The following is an 18,732-nucleotide window of genomic DNA, read 5'->3' as shown; positions in this document are numbered from 1 at the left end:
TCGGCGAGGGGAGCTCGCGTCTGCGTCGCATGCGCTTTGACGGTTCGGACGCGAGACGGGCCGCGAACGGTCGCTCGTAAGACTCGCTTCGTCGTGGTTGCGTCGGCGAGGGGAGCTCGCGTCTGCGTCGCATGCGCTTTGACGGTTCGGACGCGAGACGGGCCGCGAACGGTCGCTCGTAAGACTCGCTTCGTCGTTGTTGCGTCGGCGAGGGGAGCTCGCGTCTGCGTCGCATGCGCTTTGACGGTTCGGACGCGAGACGGGCCGCGAACGGTCGCTCGTAAGACTCGCTCCGTCGTTGTTGCGTCAGTGACGGGAGCTCGCGTCTGCGGCGCATGCGCTTTGACGGCTTGGCTGTGTTCAATGGCCGCGCCTTCGGCGCGGACGCGAGACGGGCTGCGAACGGTCGCTCGTAAGACTCGCCCCGTCGTGGTTACGTGACGAGTCAGCCTGCGGTGTCACATGATTCAGCTCAGGAGTGCGGGAGTTTCGCGTGGTGCGTAGCTCGGCTCGTGCTTTTTCAGGAAGGCGATCACCCGGTAGGTGATCGGCAGCACGATGACCTCGGCGAGCGTCTTCCAGAGGAATCCGACGATCACGTAGTTCACGAACTGTCCCCAGCTATCGATGCCGATGGCGGTGGCCGCGATCGAGCAGAAGATCAGCGTGTCACCGAATTCGCCGACGATCGTGGAACCGATCAACCGCGCCCACAGGTGCTTTTCCTTGGTCTTCTCCTTGATCAGCACCAGCGATGCCGAATTGAGCATCTCGCCGACGAAGTAGCCGGAAAGGCCTGCGGCGACCAGCTGCGGCGTGGTGCCGATGACGGACCGGAAGGCTTCCTGATTGTCGTAGAAGGTGGCGGCGGGCAGCTCGATGGCGATCTTGAAGCAGACGACCGCGAGCAGCAGGATGGCGAAGCCGTAGTAGATGGCCCGGCGGGCGGCCTTGAAGCCGTAGACCTCGCTTAGCACGTCGCCGATGATGTAGGCCAGGGGGAACAGGAACCACGCACCGTCGGTGGAGATCGGCAGGACCTCGATGGGGCCAAGCTTCACTGAATGATCGGTGAAGAATTGGACGCCTTTGGTTGCGCAGATATTCGAGATGATCAGTGTCGCGGTGAACAGGGCGACGACGGGGGTGTAGTAGCCCCGCGCGGCCACGGCGAATGCCGCGTGGGCCGCTGCGGGGCCCCCAGATTCTGGGTGTTCTTCGACTGTTTTGGACTCACTCACGCGCTTCATCCAACCAGGTTGTGGAATAGGCTGTAGCAATGACGAATCCCGGCGATTCCGACGAATGGTGGAAACAGTACGGCGGCGAAGGCGTGTCGCCGGAGGCTGGCTCCCAGGGGTCGGTACCGCAGTACCCCTCGACACCGCAGTACCCTTCCGCGCCCCAGTACCCGCAGCAGCCGGCTCAGACCCCGCCACCACAGCCGCAGTACCCGAGCTACCCGCAGCAGCCGGTCGCCGGTCCGCAGCAGCCGTACCCGCAGAACCCGGGCTATCCGAATGCGTACCAGCCGTACGGCTATCCGCAGCAGGCGCAGGGGAACAACGGGCTCGCGATCGGTTCGCTGATCGCGTCGATAATCGGGCTGTGCAGTTGCGGTATCGGCGCGATCGTCGGAATCATCCTCGGTGTCATCGCACTGAATCAGATCAAGGAGAGCGGCCAGGGGGGCCGCGGTATGGCTCTGGCCGGAATCTGGATCGGCGCTGGTGCCATCGTGCTCTGGATTGTCTACATCGTGCTCGACGTAGCGCTGACGGCGACGCATTAGCCTTCGAAAACACCAGGGGCGCTCCCATTTTCGGGAGCGCCCCTGTGCTGTATCCGGGGTTCGCGGCCTGATCAGGCCTTGACGACCTGGGTGCCGCCGGCGAACTTGTCGTGCCAACCCTGCTTGTTCGGGTCCTGCTCGATGGTCACCGCGATGTAGATCATCAAGCCGATCGCGACCAACTGACCGATGCACGGGACGATGTTGGCCACCAGGTAGAGGTTGCGCTTGAGCGAAACATCCGGGGTGATCTTGGCGGCGCCACCGGGGGCAACGACCCGCAGGCCGAGGATCTTCTTGCCCAGCGTGGTCCCCATATTGGTCTCCATCAGCACGAAGTACGCGATGGGGGCCGCGATGACGACGATGAAACCGAGGATCGAGCCGACGATTCCGATCTTCGACAGGAGCAGGTCGATGACGTAGGCCGGGATGCCGACGATCAGGCCATCGATGAACCTCGCACCGAACCGGGGCAGCAGCTCACCCGGCTGGCCGGCACCGGGGCCCTGCTGACCGACCTCGCCGTACTGCTGCGGGTAGGGCTGCTGGCCATAGGGATCCTGCGGCTGCCCGTATTGGGGCTGCTGCCCGTATTGCGGCTGCTGGCCGTACTGCGGTGGCTGCTGCCCGTACTGCGGTGGCTGCTGCCCGTACTGGGGCGGCTGCCCCTGCGGGTACTGCTGTCCACCCTGCGGGTATTGCTGTCCGCCCGGATACGGTTGCCCGCCTTGCGGATATTGGTTGGGGTCGTACCCACCGCTTGTCATATGTGTGTCCTCGTCAGTGATCAGTAGATCGGTCGATTGCGTACGTTACGGACATCGCGCGGGTTGCAACAACCCATTCTCGTCGAGTATCCACGGTTCCTCGGTCAGATCGGCCGGGTCGAATCGGTCGAGCAGTTCGGCAGGCGAAACCGGGGGATAGCCAAGCGAACAGGCCAGTACGGCCGCGACCTGGTCGGGTGTGTTGCCGAGGGCGAGCTGATCGGCGAGTGTCACCGCGCCATCGCGTTTGGCCAGTCGCTTCCCTTCGGCGTTGAGCACCAGCGGTACATGTGCGTACTGCGGAACCGGAAGTTTCAGCAGCGTCGCGAGATAGGCCTGGCGCGGTGTCGACGGCAGCAGATCGTCGCCGCGGACCACCTGATCGATGCCCTGCTCCGCGTCGTCGACGACCACGGCCAGGTTGTACGCCGGAATTCCGTCGCCGCGGCGCAGTACGACATCGTCGACGGGGCCGCGGTAGCGCCCGTGCAATTCATCGGTGATTTCGAATTCGCGCGCGTGCGCACGCAACCGCAGTGCGGCCGGACGTCCTTCGGCGCGGTGCGCGATTCGCTGCGCCTCGGTCAGATCGCGGCAGGTGCCCGGATAGTGGCCGAGCGGTCCGTGCGGTGCGGTCGCGGCCTGCTGGATTTCCTTTCGGGTGCAATAGCACTCGTAGGTGAGCCCGGCCGCGGTGAGCCGATCGATGGCCGCTTGATAGTGCGGCAACCGGTCGCTCTGCCGGACGACCGGACCGTCCCAGTCCAGGCCGATCGCGGCGAGGTCCGCCAGTTGGCGCTGTTCGGCGCCCGGCCGGACGCGATCCAGATCGTCGATACGGAGCACGAAGCGGCGTCCGGTCGAGCGCGCGAACAACCAGGCCAGCACGGCGGTGCGCAGATTTCCGATGTGCAGATCGCCGGACGGACTCGGGGCGTACCTGCCTGCTGGAGTTCTGGGTACTGGCACGTTTGCCATGCTAGGGCCGCGGCAGGTCACCGGAGTAGCAGCCGCGGCTTGAGCCGGTCTTCCGGGATCGCGGTTCCGCTGTCGAGTGCGGCCAGCAGCGCCTCGGCGTGCGCGATCAGGCCCGCACGGTCGATTCCGTATGGCGTATCGCTGTTTCGGTTCGATCGGTCGGTGTCCGACTCGGCCTCGTAGGTGCGCAGCCGGCCCACCGCACGGGTGAGCAGGGTGCGCGCGCCCTTCGGATTCGCGCGCTGGATGTGCGTCAGCCCGACCGCATATTGCGCCAAACCCTGCCACAGCATCCTTTCGGCGAACGGCCCGTTCTTCCACGCGGCCTCCAATACCTCGTGTGCGTTGAATGCCAGGCCGTCATCCAGCAGTTGCTGGGCGAAGGAGAGGGTTTGCTGGGGCGGCAGATTCAGATCGTCCGGAATTCGCGGCACACCGACGCTGCCGACCGGCAGCGGCCGCCCGAACCGGTCGCGTGGACGGGGATTACGTGCGCGACCTGCCTCGTCGCGCGGGCGTTCGACCATGCTGACCATCATCCACGGACGGTGTCGCAGGCGTCCACCCGAGTTCGGCCGATCTTGATTAATTGACGGATCACGGAGCAATCACATCGCCGAAAAGTTTGCTGCCCAGCAAACATAGAAATGAATGTCATCTTCCGGCAATGCCCCCGCAACTCTCCATCTTCGCAAGATTGGCAAATGCGATGATTGAATGGGCAAGAGATCGGCAAATTCTCGATGAACCTGCTAGTGTTTACCGCGCGGGGGCGACCCCGCGAGGTGAATTCACCTCGAAGTGCAGTGCGATCACGACGCACCGTGAAAGTCGCGCGCTTTGGCAAGGCGCACCACGGGATTCGGCGTTCCGCGCCGGATGCCGGTGCTAGTTAGAACGATGTCAGAAGAAAATCTCGTTCTCGACGCAGCAAAGGAGCTAGTGCCGTGGAAGTTGACTTGACGGGCGCTGTGTGGCGTAAGAGCACATACAGCGGCCCCGATGGGAACTGCGTGGAAGTCGCATTTCTCGTCGACGGCAACGTGGCGGTCCGCGACACCAAAGACAACGGCTATGGACCGTTGTTGGCGTTCACGCCAGGCGAGTGGAATGCATTCCTAAACAGAATGTCACAGGGGGAGTTCGGACACGCCTGAACAACAGGTAGGTCCGAACCAACAGCACGGGCCCCGGGTCGGCACGGACTCGGGGCCTTCGCAGGTGCTGAGCGACTTTTCTCAGTGGTGCTGGCCGTCGGTCTGCTCTTGCGCGGCGCGCAGTACGGCGAGCTGTTTGCGCTCTTCCTCGTGCTCGGCCGCCCGATTGGCGCGCGACTCCTGCCACGGATCGGGGCGGAAGAATCCGCCGGTACCCGGCCTGCCCGCTGAACCCAGCTTGTTCATCTTCTTCGGCACCGTCGCGCCCTGGTAGGTCAGCGGGAACGGATGACCGTGCTCGTCGACCGGACCGAGCGGCTGGTGGATCTCGATGTACTCACCGTGCGGCAACCGTCGGACAATGCCGGTTTCGATGCCGTGCTCGAGCACCGCGCGATCGGAGCGTTGCAGGCCCAGGCAGATGCGGTAAGCGGCGAAGTAGGCCACCGCAGGCAGGGTGAGAATGCCGATCCGGCCGACCCAGGTGGTCGCATTCAATGAGACGTCGAATTTGTAGGCGATGATGTCGTTCACGCAGGACAGCGTCAGTACCACGTAGAAGGTGATCGCCATCGCGCCGATCGCCGTGCGGACCGGTACGTCGCGTGGTCGCTGCAGCAGGTTGTGGTACGCGGTGTCCTTGGTCAGGCGCCGTTCGATCCACGGATAGGCGATCAGCACGGCGAACACCAGGCCCATGATCATCGCGCCCCAGAACGGTGCGGGCACGGTATAGCGGCCCGGATACAGCTCCCAGGGCGGGATCAGGCGCATCATGCCGTCGGTCCACATCATGTAGAAGTCCGGCTGGGTGCCCGCCGATACCTTGGCCGGGCTGTATGGGCCGAAGGCCCAGATCGGATTGATCTGCAGCAGGCCGCCCATGAGTGCCACGACACCGAGCGTGAATGCGAAGAACGCACCCTGGTCCGCGGCGAAGACCGGCACGATGCGCGCACCGATGACATTGTTCTCGCTGCGACCCGGTCCCGGGAATTGTGTGTGCTTCTGGTACCAGACCAGCGCGATATGCGCGGCGATCAGCGCGAGCATGATGCCGGGGAACAGCAGCACGTGCGCGATGAACAGTCGCGGAAGGATGATCTCGCCCGGATAGTCGCCGCCGAACATCAGCCAGTGCATCCAGGTGCCGATGAGCGGAATGCCGAGTGTGATCGACGAGAACGCCGCCCGCAGGCCGGTGCCCGAGAGCAGGTCGTCTGGCAGCGAGTAGCCGAAGTACCCCTCGAACATTGCCAGGATCAGCAGCAGCGAGCCGAGCACCCAGTTCGCCTCGCGCGGCTTGCGGAATGCGCCGGTGAAGAAGATCCGGAACAGGTGCACGATGATGGAGGCCGCGAACAGTAGTGCGGCCCAATGGTGGACTTGGCGCACGAAAAGGCCGCCGCGGACCTCGAAGGAGAGGTTCAGCGCTGTCTCGTAGGCGCGGGTCATGGACACCCCGCGTAGCGGCTGGTACGCGCCGTTGTAGGTGACTTCGGCCATCGATGGGTCGAAGTACAGCGTCAGATAGGTACCGGATAGCACCAGAATGATGAAGCTGTAGAGCGCGATCTCGCCGAGTAGGAACGACCAGTGTGTCGGGAAGACCTTGTTGATCGACCGCTTCATGAACGCGGCGGCCTTATATCGCTCGTCGAACGAGTTGGCTTGTTCGCTTGCCTTACGACCTACGTCAATAGCCATGGCCGACACCCCGCTCTGGGTGAGTGGTGGTACGTGTTCTACTACAGACGGTAGCAGGGGATCGATCAGGAATCGATAGGTTTCCCTGAACCGCAATGTGGAACAAGATCATTCAGATTTCCGGTGCCGCTCACGACCACTGGTCGCCGGTGCCATATCGTCGAGTCGTGAGTACGGTGGCCGCCCAGGACGCGACGATGTACTGGCTGTCGGGCCGTACCCGAAATGACCTCTTCATGCTCTATTGCTTCAACGATTCCGGACGTTCCGGTGCCCAACTGTGCGAGTTCGTCGAGCGGCGCAGTGCCGACATTGCCGATCTGTCGGTCCGGCTGCGCGCGCTGCCCGCGGATCTGGACTATCCGACATGGATTCGATGCGAATTCCGTGCCGAGCAATTTGTGGAACATTTCCTTCCGGAACCAGATTGGCCGAGTGTGTGTGCAGTGCTCGGCAAACTGCTCGGCACCGGGGTGGACGCCGCGGTGCGGCCGTGGCGGTTACATGTGTTCCGTGGGGTTATCGGCGCCCCCGGGGCTGCTGGACCCGCGATGGTGGTTGTGTTGCAGATGTCGCATGCGTTGGCGGATGGGCGGCGGGGGGCGGAGATCGCCAGGGCGCTGTTTTCCGAGGATGGTGGGGTTGGTGCACCGTCCAGCCGCGGTCGACGGCTCGATGTGGCCGTGTATCCCATAAATGTGCATTCGGTGCTGGGGCTGCTTCGGATGCCGATTCAGTTCGCGCGCACGGCGATCCGCGGTTATCAAGCATTCCGGGCGCAGCAGGAGTTGGCCGAATTGACAACTGCGGGAAGGCTTCCGGGGCCTGGGCCCGAGTTCACGCCGAGTCTGGTGAACCGGGGCGGTTCGCCGGATCGGCATGCTCATCAGGTGCGGATGATCGTCTGCGATGCCGAACGGCTGCGCATCTCGGGCCAAACCGTGACCGTAGTCGCGCTGACCGCCGTGTCGATCGCACTCGATCGCTACCTCACGGCGCGAGGCGAACGAGTGGACCGTCTGGGCGCCCAGGTGCCGATGGCGTTGTCCGACAACCGGATAACGGCCCGCAATAACTACCGCAGCCTAGGCGTCGACCTGTTCATCGATGAACCGGATCTACTGGCCCGCGCCGACAAAATCGCGACGGCCCTCACCGATCGCCGAACCCGCGCCCAGCATCCACTGCTGACCGCCCAGGACCGCGTCACCGCAGTTACCCCCGCCGCACTACTACGCCGCGATATCGAGCGCTACCCACTCGACACCGTCCCCGACTCGATCGCCGGACACACCGTGGTCTCCAGCGTCCATCGCGGCCCGGCCGACCTGACCTTCGGCGGCGCCCCCGTCCGCTTCACCGGCGGCTTCCCGGCAATCGGCTCGGTAATGCACCTCGCCCACGGTGTACACGGCCTCGGCGATACCGTCACCGTCTCGATCCACGCCGACACCGCCGCGCTACCGGACATCGATATCTACGCCGACCTGCTGCGCGCTGCGCTGAACGAGGTATCCGACTGCGCCACCGACGAATTGGGATAGTTCCTGAAGCTCAACCGAGTGATTCGGCACAGCCCGGCAAAGTTATTGCTCTTCTCGGGGACCGACTCCAGCACTACGTCCTCTGGTGCATGGTCCGCACCCCCTCGCCGCCTTCGCCGTCGACTACGTCCCGCGCCCCTGCGCACGGTGGCCACCCAGACCATGAACACAGTTTTCGGCGACTGACCCCGCAAGGGCGGACCGGTGCGTACAAAAACAGCAGGTCAGGTTCGCGTAAACGAGCCTGACCTGCTGTTTGTGGCGGAGGATAGGGGATTTGAACCCCTGAGGGCGTTAACCCAACCCGCGTTCCAGGCGAGCGCCATAGGCCACTAGGCGAATCCTCCGTGCAGCAGCATACCGGGTGCACCCGGTAGGTCACCAAATTGGGGCTGGTCGGGCGGGGAAGTCCCAGTTCGGACCATTTTCGGGCCCCCGGTGGTGATCATTGTCGGATCCGCCAGCTACACTTACGAACGGATCCCGCGCGGCGCGCATCCTGTGAACTCCCCCAGGGCCGGAAGGCAGCAAGGGTCAACGGGCTCTGCCGGGTGCGCGGGGTCCCCTATATTCACTCCAATTCGGAGCAACCGCCGGGGTAACGTGAACACGGTCCGCCGGACGTCGAACGCGCTCGGCCGGATCAACGGTCCGACCGCGGCACATCGGCTCGGACGTCAATCGCCCCTTCGCTGCTTCGAAAGGCTGCCCAGGATGCCCCGGCAAACGCAGATCGGTTTGATGAGCCCCCCTGAGCTCGTGTCCGAACACGAGACCCAGACCGCGAATTACGCGACGCTCAAGACCGAGAAGCTCACGCTGGATCTGACCAGGGGTAAACCTTCGCCGGAACAACTCGACCTCTCCGCGGAACTGCTCACCCTGCCCGGTCCCGGCGATTTCAAGGACGGCACCGGCACCGACTGCCGCAACTACGGTGGGCTGCACGGTCTCCCGGAATTGCGCGCGATCTTCGGCGAGCTGCTCGGCATTCCGGTCGAGAACCTGATCGCGGGCAATAACGCCAGCCTCGAGCTGATGCACGATGTGATCAGCTACGCATTGCTGTACGGCACACCGGATTCCGAGCGCCGCTGGGTGGCCGAGCCCACGCTGAAGTTCTTGTGTCCGAGCCCCGGCTACGACCGGCATTTCGCGATCACCGAGGCGCTCGGCTTCGAGATGATTCCGGTTCCGATCGGTCACGACGGACCGGATGTGCACGCCATTGCCGAACTGGTGGCAAATGATCCGCAGATCAAAGGTCTGTGGGCGGTGCCGAACTACTCCAACCCGACCGGCGTCATCTTCTCGGAAGAGGTTGTCCAGGAGTTGATTTCGATGCCCACCGCAGCGCCGGACTTCCGCCTGTTCTGGGACAACGCCTACGCGGTACATCCGCTGACCGATACCGCCGCCCCCGTTCTCGATGTGCTCGGTATGGCCGCCGCGGCCGGAAATCCGAACCGCCCCATCGTTTTCGCGTCCACCTCGAAGATCACCTTCGCCGGTGCGGGGGTGAGCTTCCTCGGGGCCTCCACGCCGAACCTGAGCTGGTATCTCGAGCACGCCTCGAAGAAGAGCATCGGTCCGGACAAGATCAACCAGCTGCGCCACCTGCGGTTCTTCAAGGATGCCGATGGCGTGCGTGCGCATATGCAGAAGCATCGCGCCATCCTCGAACCGAAATTCGCACTGGTACTGAAGATTCTGGAGGATCGGCTCGGCGCGTCCAAGGTGGCGTCCTGGACCGAGCCGAAGGGCGGTTACTTCATCAGCCTCGATGTCCTGGAGGGCACCGCGGCCCGGGTGATCGCACTGGCCAAGGATGCGGGTATCGCGCTCACCGCGGCCGGTTCGGCCTTCCCGTACAAGAATGACCCGGAAGACAAGAACATCCGCATCGCCCCCAGCTTCCCGCAGCTGCCGGAACTGGAGAAGGCAATGGACGGTCTGGCCACCTGCGTACTGCTCGCGGCCACCGAGAAGCTGCTCCAGAAGTAGTCGAAGAATATGGTGGGCGCGTATCGAATCGATACGCGCCCACCATATTTCAAGCCTCCAGTAGTGCCCGCAACCGTGCCAGATCGGCGCGATTGGCCCGCCGCATTGCCGCCTCCATGATCGGTGCGGCCATTTTGCCGAATCCGCTGGGAGTTCCGGTGTTGCGCAGGGTCATTCGGGTGCGGTCCGCTCCGGCGTCGGCCCAGGTGTAGGTCGTCTCCATCGGGAACGGTCCCTCGGCGGTGCGCATCACCAGTCGTTCGCCGGGCAGGTACTCGACTACTTCATAGGTATAGACGAGCTGTCTGCCGAGGAACCGCGCGACGAATTCCATGCGCGATCCGACCCGCAGTGGCGGCTCGGTCTGCCATTCGATGCGGTCGATATCGGCGTACCACCGCGGGGCGTTCGACGGATCGCCCGCGAACGCGGCGACCTGGGCACGTGGACGCTCGATCACCGCCTCGATCGATACGTCGACCGCCACGATCAGCGGGGTTTATGCGCCAGCACGGCGAACATGGTCACCGATAGGTGCACGTCACCGGTTTCGGCGCCCCGTTCCAGATCCGCGATGAGCTGATCGCGCTGCGCCTCGGTGATGGAACCGCGCGCGACCGCCATCGCCGAGATGCGATTGACCAGCGCGCCTGCCCCGACCGTCCGGTCCTGGACCAGGGCGTGCGAGCCGACCTCGTCGATCACCAGGCCTGCCTTGGTCAGCAGTCCGGGCAGCCTGCGGCCGGAGAAGGGGTTGGTGGTTGCGGCGATCAGGGTGTCGACGACCTCCCGAACGACCTGCCGGTCGCCGGGATGCACGATCGCCGTGCCCCAGTCGCTGTCCGTCACCACGATGCGGCCACCTGGCCTGAGCACCCGCGCGATCTCGTTGGCGGCGCGATTCGGTGCGGTCAGGTGCTGGAACACCCGCTCGCAGAGGGCGGCGTCGAAGCTGTTCGCGCCGAACGGCAGTCCATAGGCGTCTCCGGAATGGAATTTCGCCGTCGAACCGGCCTGCAGAGCGCGGCGTTCGGCGGAGGCGAGCAGTTGCGGATCGGGTTCGACGCCGATCGCGGTGCCGGTCGGGCCGACCGCGTCCGCGATAGCGATGACCTCCGAACCGGTGCCCGACCCGACATCGACCGCACTTTCGCCGGGCTGCAGCGCCAATGCGTCATGTGCCCACGTGCGCAGTCGGCGGATGCCCGGCAGTGCCGCCTGCAGATCCCGTACATCGACCAACTGATCCTGGCCCGCGCTGTCGAAGCGATCCGGGCGTAACCCCTGCATATTCATGGGCCCGATTCCGTCTCTTGGTATTGCCGTCGTCTGAGGCATGGCGCTGAGCCTACTTCGGCACCGACCGCATCGCACGGCAGGTCTGTGAGATCAGTCACGATTCGGGCATGCCACCGATCCGGGTGGGCCGGATCACGCGGCCGACATTTTCGAGCGACCTGCGAGCGGTCGCCAGTGGCGCCGAGTGAGATGATCGACTGAGTCCGGTACCAGCGAAAGGAAGTCCCGTGGCCAAAGCGAAGTCCGCGACTGTCAAGCTGTGTCTCGCCCAGGAGCCGGAGGCGGACAAACTCCTTTCCGAGGATTCCTTCGCGCTACTGACCGGCATGCTGCTCGATCAGCAGTTTCCGCTCGAACACGCCTTCCGTGGGCCGAAGAAAATTGCCGACCGCATGGACGGCTTCGATATTCAGCGGATCGCCGACGCCGATACCGAGGCGTTCGAAGAATTGTGCGCGACCCCGCCCGCCATTCATCGCTACGGCCGGTCCATGGCACGTCGCACCCAGGAACTCGCGCGCTATGTGGTCGAGCATTACGACGGCAAGACCGAACGCATCTGGACCCAGGGGGATCCGGACGGCAAAGAGGTGTTGCGTCGTTTGAAGGACCTGCCGGGCTACGGCGATCAGAAGGCCAGGATCTTCCTCGCGCTGCTCGGCAAGCAGCTCGGAGTGCAGCCGAAGGGGTGGGAAGCGGCGGCCGGCGCCTACTCCGAAGCGGGCTCGCGGCGCTCGGCCGCCGATATTGTCGACGGCGAATCCCTTTTGGAAGTAAGGGCTTTCAAGAAGCAGATGAAGGCCGCGGCCAAGAAGTCCTGAGGTCGCTCCGGGTTTGCCTATTCGAATCTGTCTGTATTTTTCCCTCGTGCCCGATTGATTTCTCGTCGATGCTTCCCCTCGATAGCAACACCTAGATGAGGGAATGCAGTACATGAAGATGAGGAAGCTCGCCGTCGTCGCGGCGCTGGTGACCATGGCGACCGGAGTGGCCGCGGGCACCTCTGGCGCCGCCCCGGCCGCGACCGAAAGTGACAATGGCGCAATCAATTTCACCGCCGAGGCGGTGAACGATTCATCGATCATCAAGACCGACGCGGGTTCGCTGGTGGTCGAGGACGATGTCTTCAAGATCAAGGCCGCCGATGGCACCGTGCTCGGGGGCACTCCGCTGCGGTTCCGGATCGATGACTTCGAATTCCCGATCGCCGCACAGATTTCTGATCGCACCGCGACATTGACCCCGCAGATCGATCGCGAACATGCGGCATATAAGCCGGTCGCGCTGCCCTATGAGGACAAGGCGCCGTGGAAGACCGAATACGACCGTGAGGTCGCGGCCTGGACCCGACTGACGAGCACCATCTCGGCGGGGGCCACCATCGGCACGCTGGTCGGTGGTCTCGTCGGCGGTGCGGCAGGGTGCGTCCTGGGGGGTATCGCCGGTGCGACGGTCGCCTCGGCCACCATCGTCGGCCTCTTCGGCCCGTTCATCCCGGCCGCGGCCATCGGCTGCCTCGGCGGCATCATCGCCATCGGTGCGCTGGGCACCCTGGCCGGTCAGATCCTGATCACGGCTCCGGTCGCGATCGGTGCGGCGATCCAGTACTTCACCACCATCAACCAGCCGCTGGTCCCGGCCAAGTAGGTCCTACGACATCCGTGGCCTCACCGTCGCCACGGAAACAGGCCCCGCCCAGTACCTCTCGACTGGGCGGGGCTTCTTGTCGCCGGGAAGATGGGGCGGCGGACCCGGGGTGGGATGCTCAGGCTGTTCAGAGACTCCTGAAGCAGAAGAGGATCGAGATGAACTTCGAGACAAAGCGTGTTCTGCGAATCGCCCTACCCTTCGCAACGGCCGGCGCCACACTGCTGATCGGTGCGGGTGCTGCCGTAGCCGACGACTGGCCCTCGGACGGTGGCGGCGCGTTCCAGGTCTATGAGACAAAGGACTTCGCGGTCCAATCCGATCCTGACTACTGGAATCCGCTTTCCGACCGGAACCGGTTGACCTCACCGTTCGGTACGAGCACCCGGATCGTTTGCACCAGCTTCCATGGCGTACAGCAGGATTGCTGGCAAGCAGACCTCGACGGCAACCCGCACAAGCTCAACATCGCCCCGCTCGACCTGCCATACGCGGGCTCCAGCGGGACCGGCCACTTCGGGCCGAAGCACTACGTCTACCCGGGCTGACCGCACCACGGACACAGGGCCCGCTCAGTACTGAGCGGGCCCTTCTCGGCTTGACCAGCAAGATCGTGACCTGGGCTTTCATGTGCGCGCATTACTTGCGTTGACATTTAATGCGTGCGCATCTAAATTACCGAACGTGACTATGACAGCTACCGCATCCGATACCCGGACCGTCGCACCGACCGAGCACACTCCGGGCCGTTGGGGCCCGAAGTTGTGGGCCGTGCTTTTCGTCGCCGGACTGGCGATGTTCCTCGATGCGCTCGACGTCTCGATGGTCGGCGTCGCCCTCCCGTCCATCGGATCCGAACTGGGCCTCGATACCGAGAGCCTGCAATGGATCGTCAACGGCTACATCCTCGGCTACGGCGGCCTGCTGCTGCTCGGTGGCCGAGCCGCCGATCTGCTCGGCCGTCGGCAGGTATTCCTCACGGCCCTGGTGGTTTTCGGACTCGCCTCACTCGCGGGCGGTCTGGTCGATGACGGTGCGTTGCTGATCGCCAGCCGCATCATCAAGGGCGTCGCCGCCGCATTCACCGCCCCCGCCGCACTCTCGATCATCACCACCACCTTCAAGGAAGGCCACGACCGCAACCGCGCGCTGTCGATCTTCACGGTCTTCGGCGCCACCGGTTACGCCTCCGGTCTGATCGTCTCGGGCCTGCTCACCGGCATCGACTGGCGACTGACCTTCTACGTCCCGGTGCTGGTCGTCGCGGCCGTGGTACTCACCGCCTACTTCGTGGTGCCGCGCAATATCGAGAAGGAGCAGGGCCGCATCGACTTCGCCGGCGCCGCACTGTTGACCGGTGGCATGCTGGCTGCCGTCTACACCATCGTCACCGCACCCGAAAAGGGCCTCACCGCAACGGTTGTCGCGACCACCGTAATCGCCATCGCCCTGCTGAGTGCCTTCTTCGTGGTGGAGAACAGGGTCGCCCACCCGCTGGTGCGGCTGAGCATCTTCAAGGTGAAGTCGATCGTCCGGGCGAATCTGGCCGCACTCGCCATCTTCGGCTCCTACATCAGCTTCCAGACGATCGTGTCGCTGTACCTGCAGAACACCCTGGGTTGGACGCCACTGAAGATGGCGCTGGCCCTCGCACCGACGGGCATTATCGTGGCGATCCTGTCGCCGGTCGCGGGCAAGCTGATCGACCGCTACGGCACCACGCCGATGATCATCGCCTCGATGACCTCGTTCGTGATCGGGTACGTCTGGTTCATCTCCTTCGGTGGTAGCGCCGACCCGACCTACGTCGTGGCCTACCTGCCCGCGTTCCTGCTGCTCGGACTGGGCTTCGCACTCGGTTTCTCCTCGGTCATGGTGCAGGCCACCGAGGGCATCGCCGACCACGAGCAGGGCTTGGCCTCGGGGCTGGTGCAGACCTCCGGTCAGATCGGTGGCGCGGTCGTGCTCGCCGTGGTCACCGGGCTGATCAGCGGCGGCGCCGCCACCAGCATCGCGCAGTACCGGCCGGGCCTGTACCTGGTCACCGCGGTCGCGCTGGTGGGGCTGATCGCCTCGGCCACCGCACTGCTGGCCCGTCGTCAGCTGGTCGCGGAAGCGGCGTAACCGAATAGCCCGGGATCGGGCGAGCCAGTCACCCCATGGGGGTCGCCGAAGTGGCGGCCTCCATTCGGCTTTTTCGGACAAATCGTGCTCTGGACCACATTTTGCTCGGAACCCGGTGCACGCCAAGGATTTCGGAACGAACCACCCATCCGAGGAGTTCCGGGCTCGCCGATAGGGCTTGGTGCGCGGCGATTTCGGTGTTAACTTTGATCCCATGTCTTCGAGCCGTCCGACCGCACCGCGGGTCACCTACGTGACCGCCGCGCTGGGTCTGCGACTGCCGTTGACTCGCGAACTGTGTTGTTCTTGCTGCAGCTGAGCCGCTCTTTCGGCTCGTGCGCTGCCCCGTCGCCGCACATGTAGGCACGTCCCGTGGTACGGGACTTCAGCAAGGAATCTTCATATGTCCCTCCCCACCCTTGATCGATCCGCCTCCAGGGTTGTCACCGGTCGTGTCCGTGTCCAGCGTCCCGTCGTCGCGCCGGAGCTGCGCATCGTCGACAACCCGGCCGCAGCCGTGCTGCGCGCCGCGATCAGCGGTCCGGTTTCCCGTGACAATGCCGCGCGCACAACGGGTTTGAGCATCGCGACGGTCAACCGTCAGGTGTCCGCACTATTGGCCACCGGGCTGCTGCGCGAGCGCCCCGACCTGACCGCATCGGGCGCGGTCGGACGTCCGCGGGTGCCGTTCGAAATCGACCACGAGGCCTATCTGACCCTCGGCATCCACATCGGCGCCGCGGTCACCAAGATTGTCGCGGCCGATCTGCGCGGTCGCATCCTCGGTGGACTGGCGATCGCTACGCCACAGACCGGTCAGGACTTCGCGACCATGACCGTCGCGCGCAGTGCCAAGGCCTTCCTGCAGCGCTGGCATAGGCGCAAACCGCTCTGGGCCGGGGTGGCGATCGGTGGGCGGGTCGATCCCGCGACCGGTATCGTCGATCACCCCAAGTTGGCTTGGCAAGGCGCACAGATCGGTTCGGTGCTCGGCGAGGTGCTCGAGCTGCCGGTTTCGGTGGCGCCGCACGTCGAGGCCATGGCCGCGTCGGAGCTGCTGTTGCCGACCGGCGAGCCGCGCGATGGTGCACGCACCGGTGGTCCGGGCAGCAGCCTGTACTTCTATGTTCGCGAAACCGCCGGTATCGCAGTGACTTTGGACGGCCGGGTGCATACGCCCAGCAGCGGTCCCGGGTCGATCGCGCACTTCCCGACCGGCTCCGATGTCGAATGCACGTGCGGACGGCGCGGCTGCCTCGAGGTGACCGTCGGTGATCGGTCGCTGCACGCCAGAGCCGTTGGGCGCGGGATCATTCCGGCGCACAAGGGCACCGGCGGCACCACCATCGCCGACCTGTACCGCGCCGCCGAGGCGGGCGCGGCGGATGCGCAGGAGCTGCTCGCCGAACGAGCCACCATCCTCGGACACACCGTCGCGATGGTCCGCGACATGCTCAATCCGGACCGGGTGATCCTCGGCGGCCAGGCTTTCACCGGCTACCGCCCCGCGGTCGCCCACGTCGCCCGCGCCTTCACCCAGTCCTCCCAACTCCCACCGACCGATATCCGGATCAGCGGATTCGGCGGCAAGGTGCAGGAATTCGCCGCGGTGGTCACCTCACTCAGTGTTCTCTACGCGGATCCGCTTTCAGCGATCCGTCGCACGGTGCTTTCGGACTAGCCCCGCACATCGACAACGTAAGCGGCACTGCGCGACGGCTTGGTGGTCGCAGCGGGGTCCGCTTGTCCCGCACAGACTCCCCGCCTCGACAGTCCCGTCAATTGCTGTCGAGTGGTTGCCCGACCGCGCTGGGCACGTCGTGTGCCGTGCCAACGCTCGGACCGGCTGTGGTTGCGTTGCAGGGACTTTCATTTTCGAGGTAGTCATATGGTGGTTGGGGCTGGGCGTCGAGCCACCGTATGACTACCGTCGATGGGCTGCCTACCATTCAGTGGGCGCGCCGGTGGGTTCGGCGGCTGGGTGGGCAGCGGTCCCGCTGTCGTGCGGGGCGGGGGATCTCAGCGGTCGCGGCCTTAGGCGAAGAGTGCTTCGAGGGCGGTGATGAAGTAGGGGAAGTGGCCGGCGAAGCGTTGCAGGTTGCGGTCGCGTTCGAAGGTGCCGAACCAGTAGAGGCCGGGTTGGGAGTCGGCGGCGAGGTTCAGCTCGCGGAAGGCGCGGATCCAGTTGTCGGCGCGGCCGCCGATCACCATGAACGGCAGTGCACGCGAGAAGACCAATTCCTGGTCGGCGGGCGGAATCTGGTCGCGGGTAGTCGCGTCCAAGCCGCGCTGGAGCGCGCGGATCCGGCCGACGAGTTCGCGGCCCTGCGCCGTGCGGACCGGTAGGAATCGCGGCAACAGCACGGTCGCGACGCCGGCAAGCAGAATGGCGACACCGACCAATGCGCTGCCCGAGGTGAGCGCCAAGGCGACGGTCGCGGCGATACCGCCGACGATCAGTGCCCCACCCGACAGGATCGGCAATCCGATCCGGGCCCGGTCGATGAAGGCACCGCGCTCGACGGCGTCGGCGAGCATTGCGCTGCGTACCGTTTGGGACTGCACACGGCCTGGCGTGCGCAATTCGCCGACGGTCACCGAATCGGTGCCGTCCGGCAGTAGTGCGCGGTAGACCGCCTTTTCGTAATCGCGCAGTTGGTCATCGGCGGCGTTCACCCGGTCGATGCGCCAGTCGCTATCGCTGACGGGCGTAATCCAGATGTACCGGCGCACGGCAAGGTCGATTACCGTCGCGGCGATATCGCTCGGATCGGCATGTTCGTCGAGTAAAACGCCCGCCTCGCCGGGCAGAATACCGTCCGGAGAGGTGAACTGGACCTGCTTACCGTCGCGCAGCAGCGGGTCGATCGTCTCCGAACCGGCTGTGGCGGCGGCGTTTTCCCGCCTGGTCTTGAGCACGCAGGCCGCCATTGCGGCCAGTGCGAGCAGCAGCACACCGAATGCGACGAGCACCGGAGTCGTGACGGAGAAGGCACCCGCCTCGCTGTTGTCGCGAATATCGGCGTTGGCGGGCACCGTGCCGGGCGGCAGCTGCAGGGTCAGGTCGATATTGTCGCCCTTGCGCAGGTCGGTCTGGCGCCAATAGAGCACACCGTCCGCTTCGATCTGCAGATCCGAGCACTGCCGTAGATTGCCGGGGGGACCCAATTTGCAGTCCACCACGCCCATTTCGTAGCTCGGGCTGATAAGGGATGCGTCGATCGATGCGACATCGGCATTGATGGTGCCGAGCCAGCGGAAGACCTGGGTTCCCGGTGCGTCGCTGACCGTGTTGTGGATCGCGTAGGTGAAGGTCGATTCGCCCGGCTTGGCGTCGATGGTGAACAGATCATTCGCGACCGTCGCGGTGCCGGCGCCCTTGGTGTCGACATCGGTGACCTTGAAGACGCGTTCGACGTCGTCGCCGACCTTGAGGCGAAGCGGCAGTGTCATTTTGAAGCCGCTGTCGGCGGGGACGGTCACCTTCTCGGTGACCTCGAGTACACCCTCACGGCTCAGCTTCAGATCCGCGACAATATCGACGCCATCGGCTGCGGGCTCCGTGTGGGCAACCGGTGCGGCGGCCAGCATTCCCGCAGCGGCGAGAAGCAGCGCGCTCGCGGCGCCCCCCCGTAAAGTCAGCATGGCTGCCTACTCTAGACAAGTTGCTAAGCTGCGTCAGCAGCCCGGCGCGAGCGACGGGCCCGCAG

17 protein-coding genes, 1 tRNA gene and 1 other RNA gene are annotated in these 18,732 nt (G+C 64.8%); 10 read left to right on the top strand and 9 right to left on the bottom strand.

The window, feature by feature from the left end; translation table 11 throughout:
• Positions 1-467 precede the first annotated feature (467 nt).
• Positions 468-1,250 (bottom strand): queuosine precursor transporter, encoded by a 783-nt coding sequence (locus ACIBI6_RS24610; RefSeq protein ID WP_364359657.1) that lies wholly within the window; start codon positions 1,248-1,250, stop codon positions 468-470.
• Between the two features lie 29 nt (positions 1,251-1,279).
• Here ACIBI6_RS24610 and ACIBI6_RS24605 point away from each other — a divergent pair, with 29 nt between their 5' ends.
• Entirely contained in the window at positions 1,280-1,792 is a 513-nt protein-coding gene (locus tag ACIBI6_RS24605) for a DUF4190 domain-containing protein (protein ID WP_364359660.1), read from the top strand.
• A 71-nt stretch (positions 1,793-1,863) separates the two neighbouring features.
• Here the strand turns inward: ACIBI6_RS24605 and ACIBI6_RS24600 are convergent, their stop codons facing one another.
• Genes ACIBI6_RS24600 through ACIBI6_RS24590 form a run of 3 tightly spaced genes read right to left on the bottom strand, consistent with a single transcriptional unit; the run spans position 1,864 to position 4,067 of the window.
• Complete coding sequence (locus tag ACIBI6_RS24600) at positions 1,864-2,562, bottom strand: RDD family protein (RefSeq protein WP_364359663.1); 699 nt, start codon at positions 2,560-2,562, stop codon at positions 1,864-1,866.
• A gap of 45 nt (positions 2,563-2,607) precedes the next feature.
• Positions 2,608-3,540, bottom strand: a complete 933-nt coding sequence (gene gluQRS, locus ACIBI6_RS24595; RefSeq protein ID WP_396957999.1) for a tRNA glutamyl-Q(34) synthetase GluQRS — start codon at positions 3,538-3,540, stop codon at positions 2,608-2,610.
• A gap of 17 nt (positions 3,541-3,557) precedes the next feature.
• The gene (locus ACIBI6_RS24590) at positions 3,558-4,067 is read right to left on the bottom strand and encodes a DUF309 domain-containing protein (protein WP_364359706.1); all 510 of its coding nucleotides are present in this window, start codon (positions 4,065-4,067) and stop codon (positions 3,558-3,560) included.
• A gap of 420 nt (positions 4,068-4,487) precedes the next feature.
• Here ACIBI6_RS24590 and ACIBI6_RS24585 point away from each other — a divergent pair, with 420 nt between their 5' ends.
• Positions 4,488-4,697, top strand: coding sequence for a DUF397 domain-containing protein (locus ACIBI6_RS24585; RefSeq protein ID WP_364359669.1), 210 nt, complete (start codon positions 4,488-4,490; stop codon positions 4,695-4,697).
• 81 nt (positions 4,698-4,778) lie between these two features.
• On the opposite strand, the gene ACIBI6_RS24580 is transcribed toward ACIBI6_RS24585, so the two are convergent.
• The gene (locus ACIBI6_RS24580) at positions 4,779-6,404 is read right to left on the bottom strand and encodes a cytochrome bc complex cytochrome b subunit (RefSeq protein WP_364359672.1); all 1,626 of its coding nucleotides are present in this window, start codon (positions 6,402-6,404) and stop codon (positions 4,779-4,781) included.
• A 167-nt stretch (positions 6,405-6,571) separates the two neighbouring features.
• On the opposite strand from ACIBI6_RS24580, the gene ACIBI6_RS24575 reads away from it, so the two are divergent.
• Complete coding sequence (locus tag ACIBI6_RS24575; protein WP_396957998.1) at positions 6,572-7,948, top strand: WS/DGAT domain-containing protein; 1,377 nt, start codon at positions 6,572-6,574, stop codon at positions 7,946-7,948.
• Positions 7,949-8,207: 259 nt separating this feature from the next.
• On the opposite strand, the gene ACIBI6_RS24570 is transcribed toward ACIBI6_RS24575, so the two are convergent.
• Positions 8,208-8,295: transfer RNA gene (locus ACIBI6_RS24570), tRNA-Ser, on the bottom strand.
• A 128-nt stretch (positions 8,296-8,423) separates the two neighbouring features.
• Between ACIBI6_RS24570 and ffs the strand changes: the two genes are divergently transcribed.
• Together ffs and ACIBI6_RS24560 are read left to right on the top strand one after the other, a co-directional pair.
• Positions 8,424-8,518, top strand: an RNA gene (gene ffs, locus ACIBI6_RS24565) — signal recognition particle sRNA small type.
• Between the two features lie 144 nt (positions 8,519-8,662).
• Positions 8,663-9,952: an aminotransferase class I/II-fold pyridoxal phosphate-dependent enzyme gene (locus ACIBI6_RS24560; RefSeq protein WP_364359678.1), complete on the top strand. Its 1,290-nt coding sequence runs from the start codon at positions 8,663-8,665 to the stop codon at positions 9,950-9,952.
• 49 nt (positions 9,953-10,001) lie between these two features.
• Here the strand turns inward: ACIBI6_RS24560 and ACIBI6_RS24555 are convergent, their stop codons facing one another.
• A complete protein-coding gene (locus ACIBI6_RS24555; protein ID WP_364359682.1) occupies positions 10,002-10,439 on the bottom strand; it encodes an SRPBCC family protein in 438 nt (145 codons plus the stop codon).
• Between the two features lie 2 nt (positions 10,440-10,441).
• Positions 10,442-11,290, bottom strand: coding sequence for a methyltransferase domain-containing protein (locus ACIBI6_RS24550; RefSeq protein WP_396957996.1), 849 nt, complete (start codon positions 11,288-11,290; stop codon positions 10,442-10,444).
• A gap of 188 nt (positions 11,291-11,478) precedes the next feature.
• On the opposite strand from ACIBI6_RS24550, the gene ACIBI6_RS24545 reads away from it, so the two are divergent.
• From ACIBI6_RS24545 to ACIBI6_RS24525, 5 genes are all read left to right on the top strand, one after another.
• On the top strand, positions 11,479-12,072 hold the full coding sequence (locus ACIBI6_RS24545; RefSeq protein WP_040685946.1) for an HhH-GPD-type base excision DNA repair protein: 594 nt from the start codon (positions 11,479-11,481) through the stop codon (positions 12,070-12,072).
• 112 nt (positions 12,073-12,184) lie between these two features.
• On the top strand, positions 12,185-12,898 hold the full coding sequence (locus ACIBI6_RS24540) for a hypothetical protein (RefSeq protein ID WP_396957993.1): 714 nt from the start codon (positions 12,185-12,187) through the stop codon (positions 12,896-12,898).
• A 158-nt stretch (positions 12,899-13,056) separates the two neighbouring features.
• Complete coding sequence (locus tag ACIBI6_RS24535; protein ID WP_364359694.1) at positions 13,057-13,446, top strand: hypothetical protein; 390 nt, start codon at positions 13,057-13,059, stop codon at positions 13,444-13,446.
• Positions 13,447-13,588: 142 nt separating this feature from the next.
• The gene (locus ACIBI6_RS24530) at positions 13,589-15,022 is read left to right on the top strand and encodes an MFS transporter (RefSeq protein WP_364359709.1); all 1,434 of its coding nucleotides are present in this window, start codon (positions 13,589-13,591) and stop codon (positions 15,020-15,022) included.
• A gap of 403 nt (positions 15,023-15,425) precedes the next feature.
• Positions 15,426-16,703: an ROK family protein gene (locus ACIBI6_RS24525; RefSeq protein WP_396957991.1), complete on the top strand. Its 1,278-nt coding sequence runs from the start codon at positions 15,426-15,428 to the stop codon at positions 16,701-16,703.
• Between the two features lie 353 nt (positions 16,704-17,056).
• Here the strand turns inward: ACIBI6_RS24525 and ACIBI6_RS24520 are convergent, their stop codons facing one another.
• Entirely contained in the window at positions 17,057-18,667 is a 1,611-nt protein-coding gene (locus ACIBI6_RS24520) for a DUF2207 family protein (RefSeq protein ID WP_364359700.1), read from the bottom strand.
• Positions 18,668-18,732: the final 65 nt, after the last annotated feature.

Origin of the sequence: Nocardia sp. NPDC050412, from assembly GCF_044458825.1 — a bacterium.
Classification (GTDB): domain Bacteria; phylum Actinomycetota; class Actinomycetes; order Mycobacteriales; family Mycobacteriaceae; genus Nocardia.
This window is presented reverse-complemented; position numbering and strand designations above follow the sequence as displayed.

Excerpts from the sequence above, each read along its gene's own strand:
- ACIBI6_RS24610 (WP_364359657.1), bottom strand. The coding sequence starts at position 1,250 with ATGAAGCGCGTGAGTGAGTCCAAAACAGTCGAAGAACACCCAGAATCT.
- ACIBI6_RS24605 (WP_364359660.1), top strand. The coding sequence starts at position 1,280 with ATGACGAATCCCGGCGATTCCGACGAATGGTGGAAACAGTACGGCGGC.
- ACIBI6_RS24600 (WP_364359663.1), bottom strand. The coding sequence starts at position 2,562 with ATGACAAGCGGTGGGTACGACCCCAACCAATATCCGCAAGGCGGGCAA.
- gluQRS (WP_396957999.1), bottom strand. The coding sequence starts at position 3,540 with ATGGCAAACGTGCCAGTACCCAGAACTCCAGCAGGCAGGTACGCCCCG.
- ACIBI6_RS24590 (WP_364359706.1), bottom strand. The coding sequence starts at position 4,067 with ATGGTCGAACGCCCGCGCGACGAGGCAGGTCGCGCACGTAATCCCCGT.
- ACIBI6_RS24580 (WP_364359672.1), bottom strand. The coding sequence starts at position 6,404 with ATGGCTATTGACGTAGGTCGTAAGGCAAGCGAACAAGCCAACTCGTTC.
- ACIBI6_RS24560 (WP_364359678.1), top strand. The coding sequence starts at position 8,663 with ATGCCCCGGCAAACGCAGATCGGTTTGATGAGCCCCCCTGAGCTCGTG.
- ACIBI6_RS24550 (WP_396957996.1), bottom strand. The coding sequence starts at position 11,290 with ATGCCTCAGACGACGGCAATACCAAGAGACGGAATCGGGCCCATGAAT.
- ACIBI6_RS24540 (WP_396957993.1), top strand. The coding sequence starts at position 12,185 with ATGAAGATGAGGAAGCTCGCCGTCGTCGCGGCGCTGGTGACCATGGCG.
- ACIBI6_RS24535 (WP_364359694.1), top strand. The coding sequence starts at position 13,057 with ATGAACTTCGAGACAAAGCGTGTTCTGCGAATCGCCCTACCCTTCGCA.
- ACIBI6_RS24530 (WP_364359709.1), top strand. The coding sequence starts at position 13,589 with ATGACAGCTACCGCATCCGATACCCGGACCGTCGCACCGACCGAGCAC.
- ACIBI6_RS24525 (WP_396957991.1), top strand. The coding sequence starts at position 15,426 with ATGTCCCTCCCCACCCTTGATCGATCCGCCTCCAGGGTTGTCACCGGT.
- ACIBI6_RS24520 (WP_364359700.1), bottom strand. The coding sequence starts at position 18,667 with ATGCTGACTTTACGGGGGGGCGCCGCGAGCGCGCTGCTTCTCGCCGCT.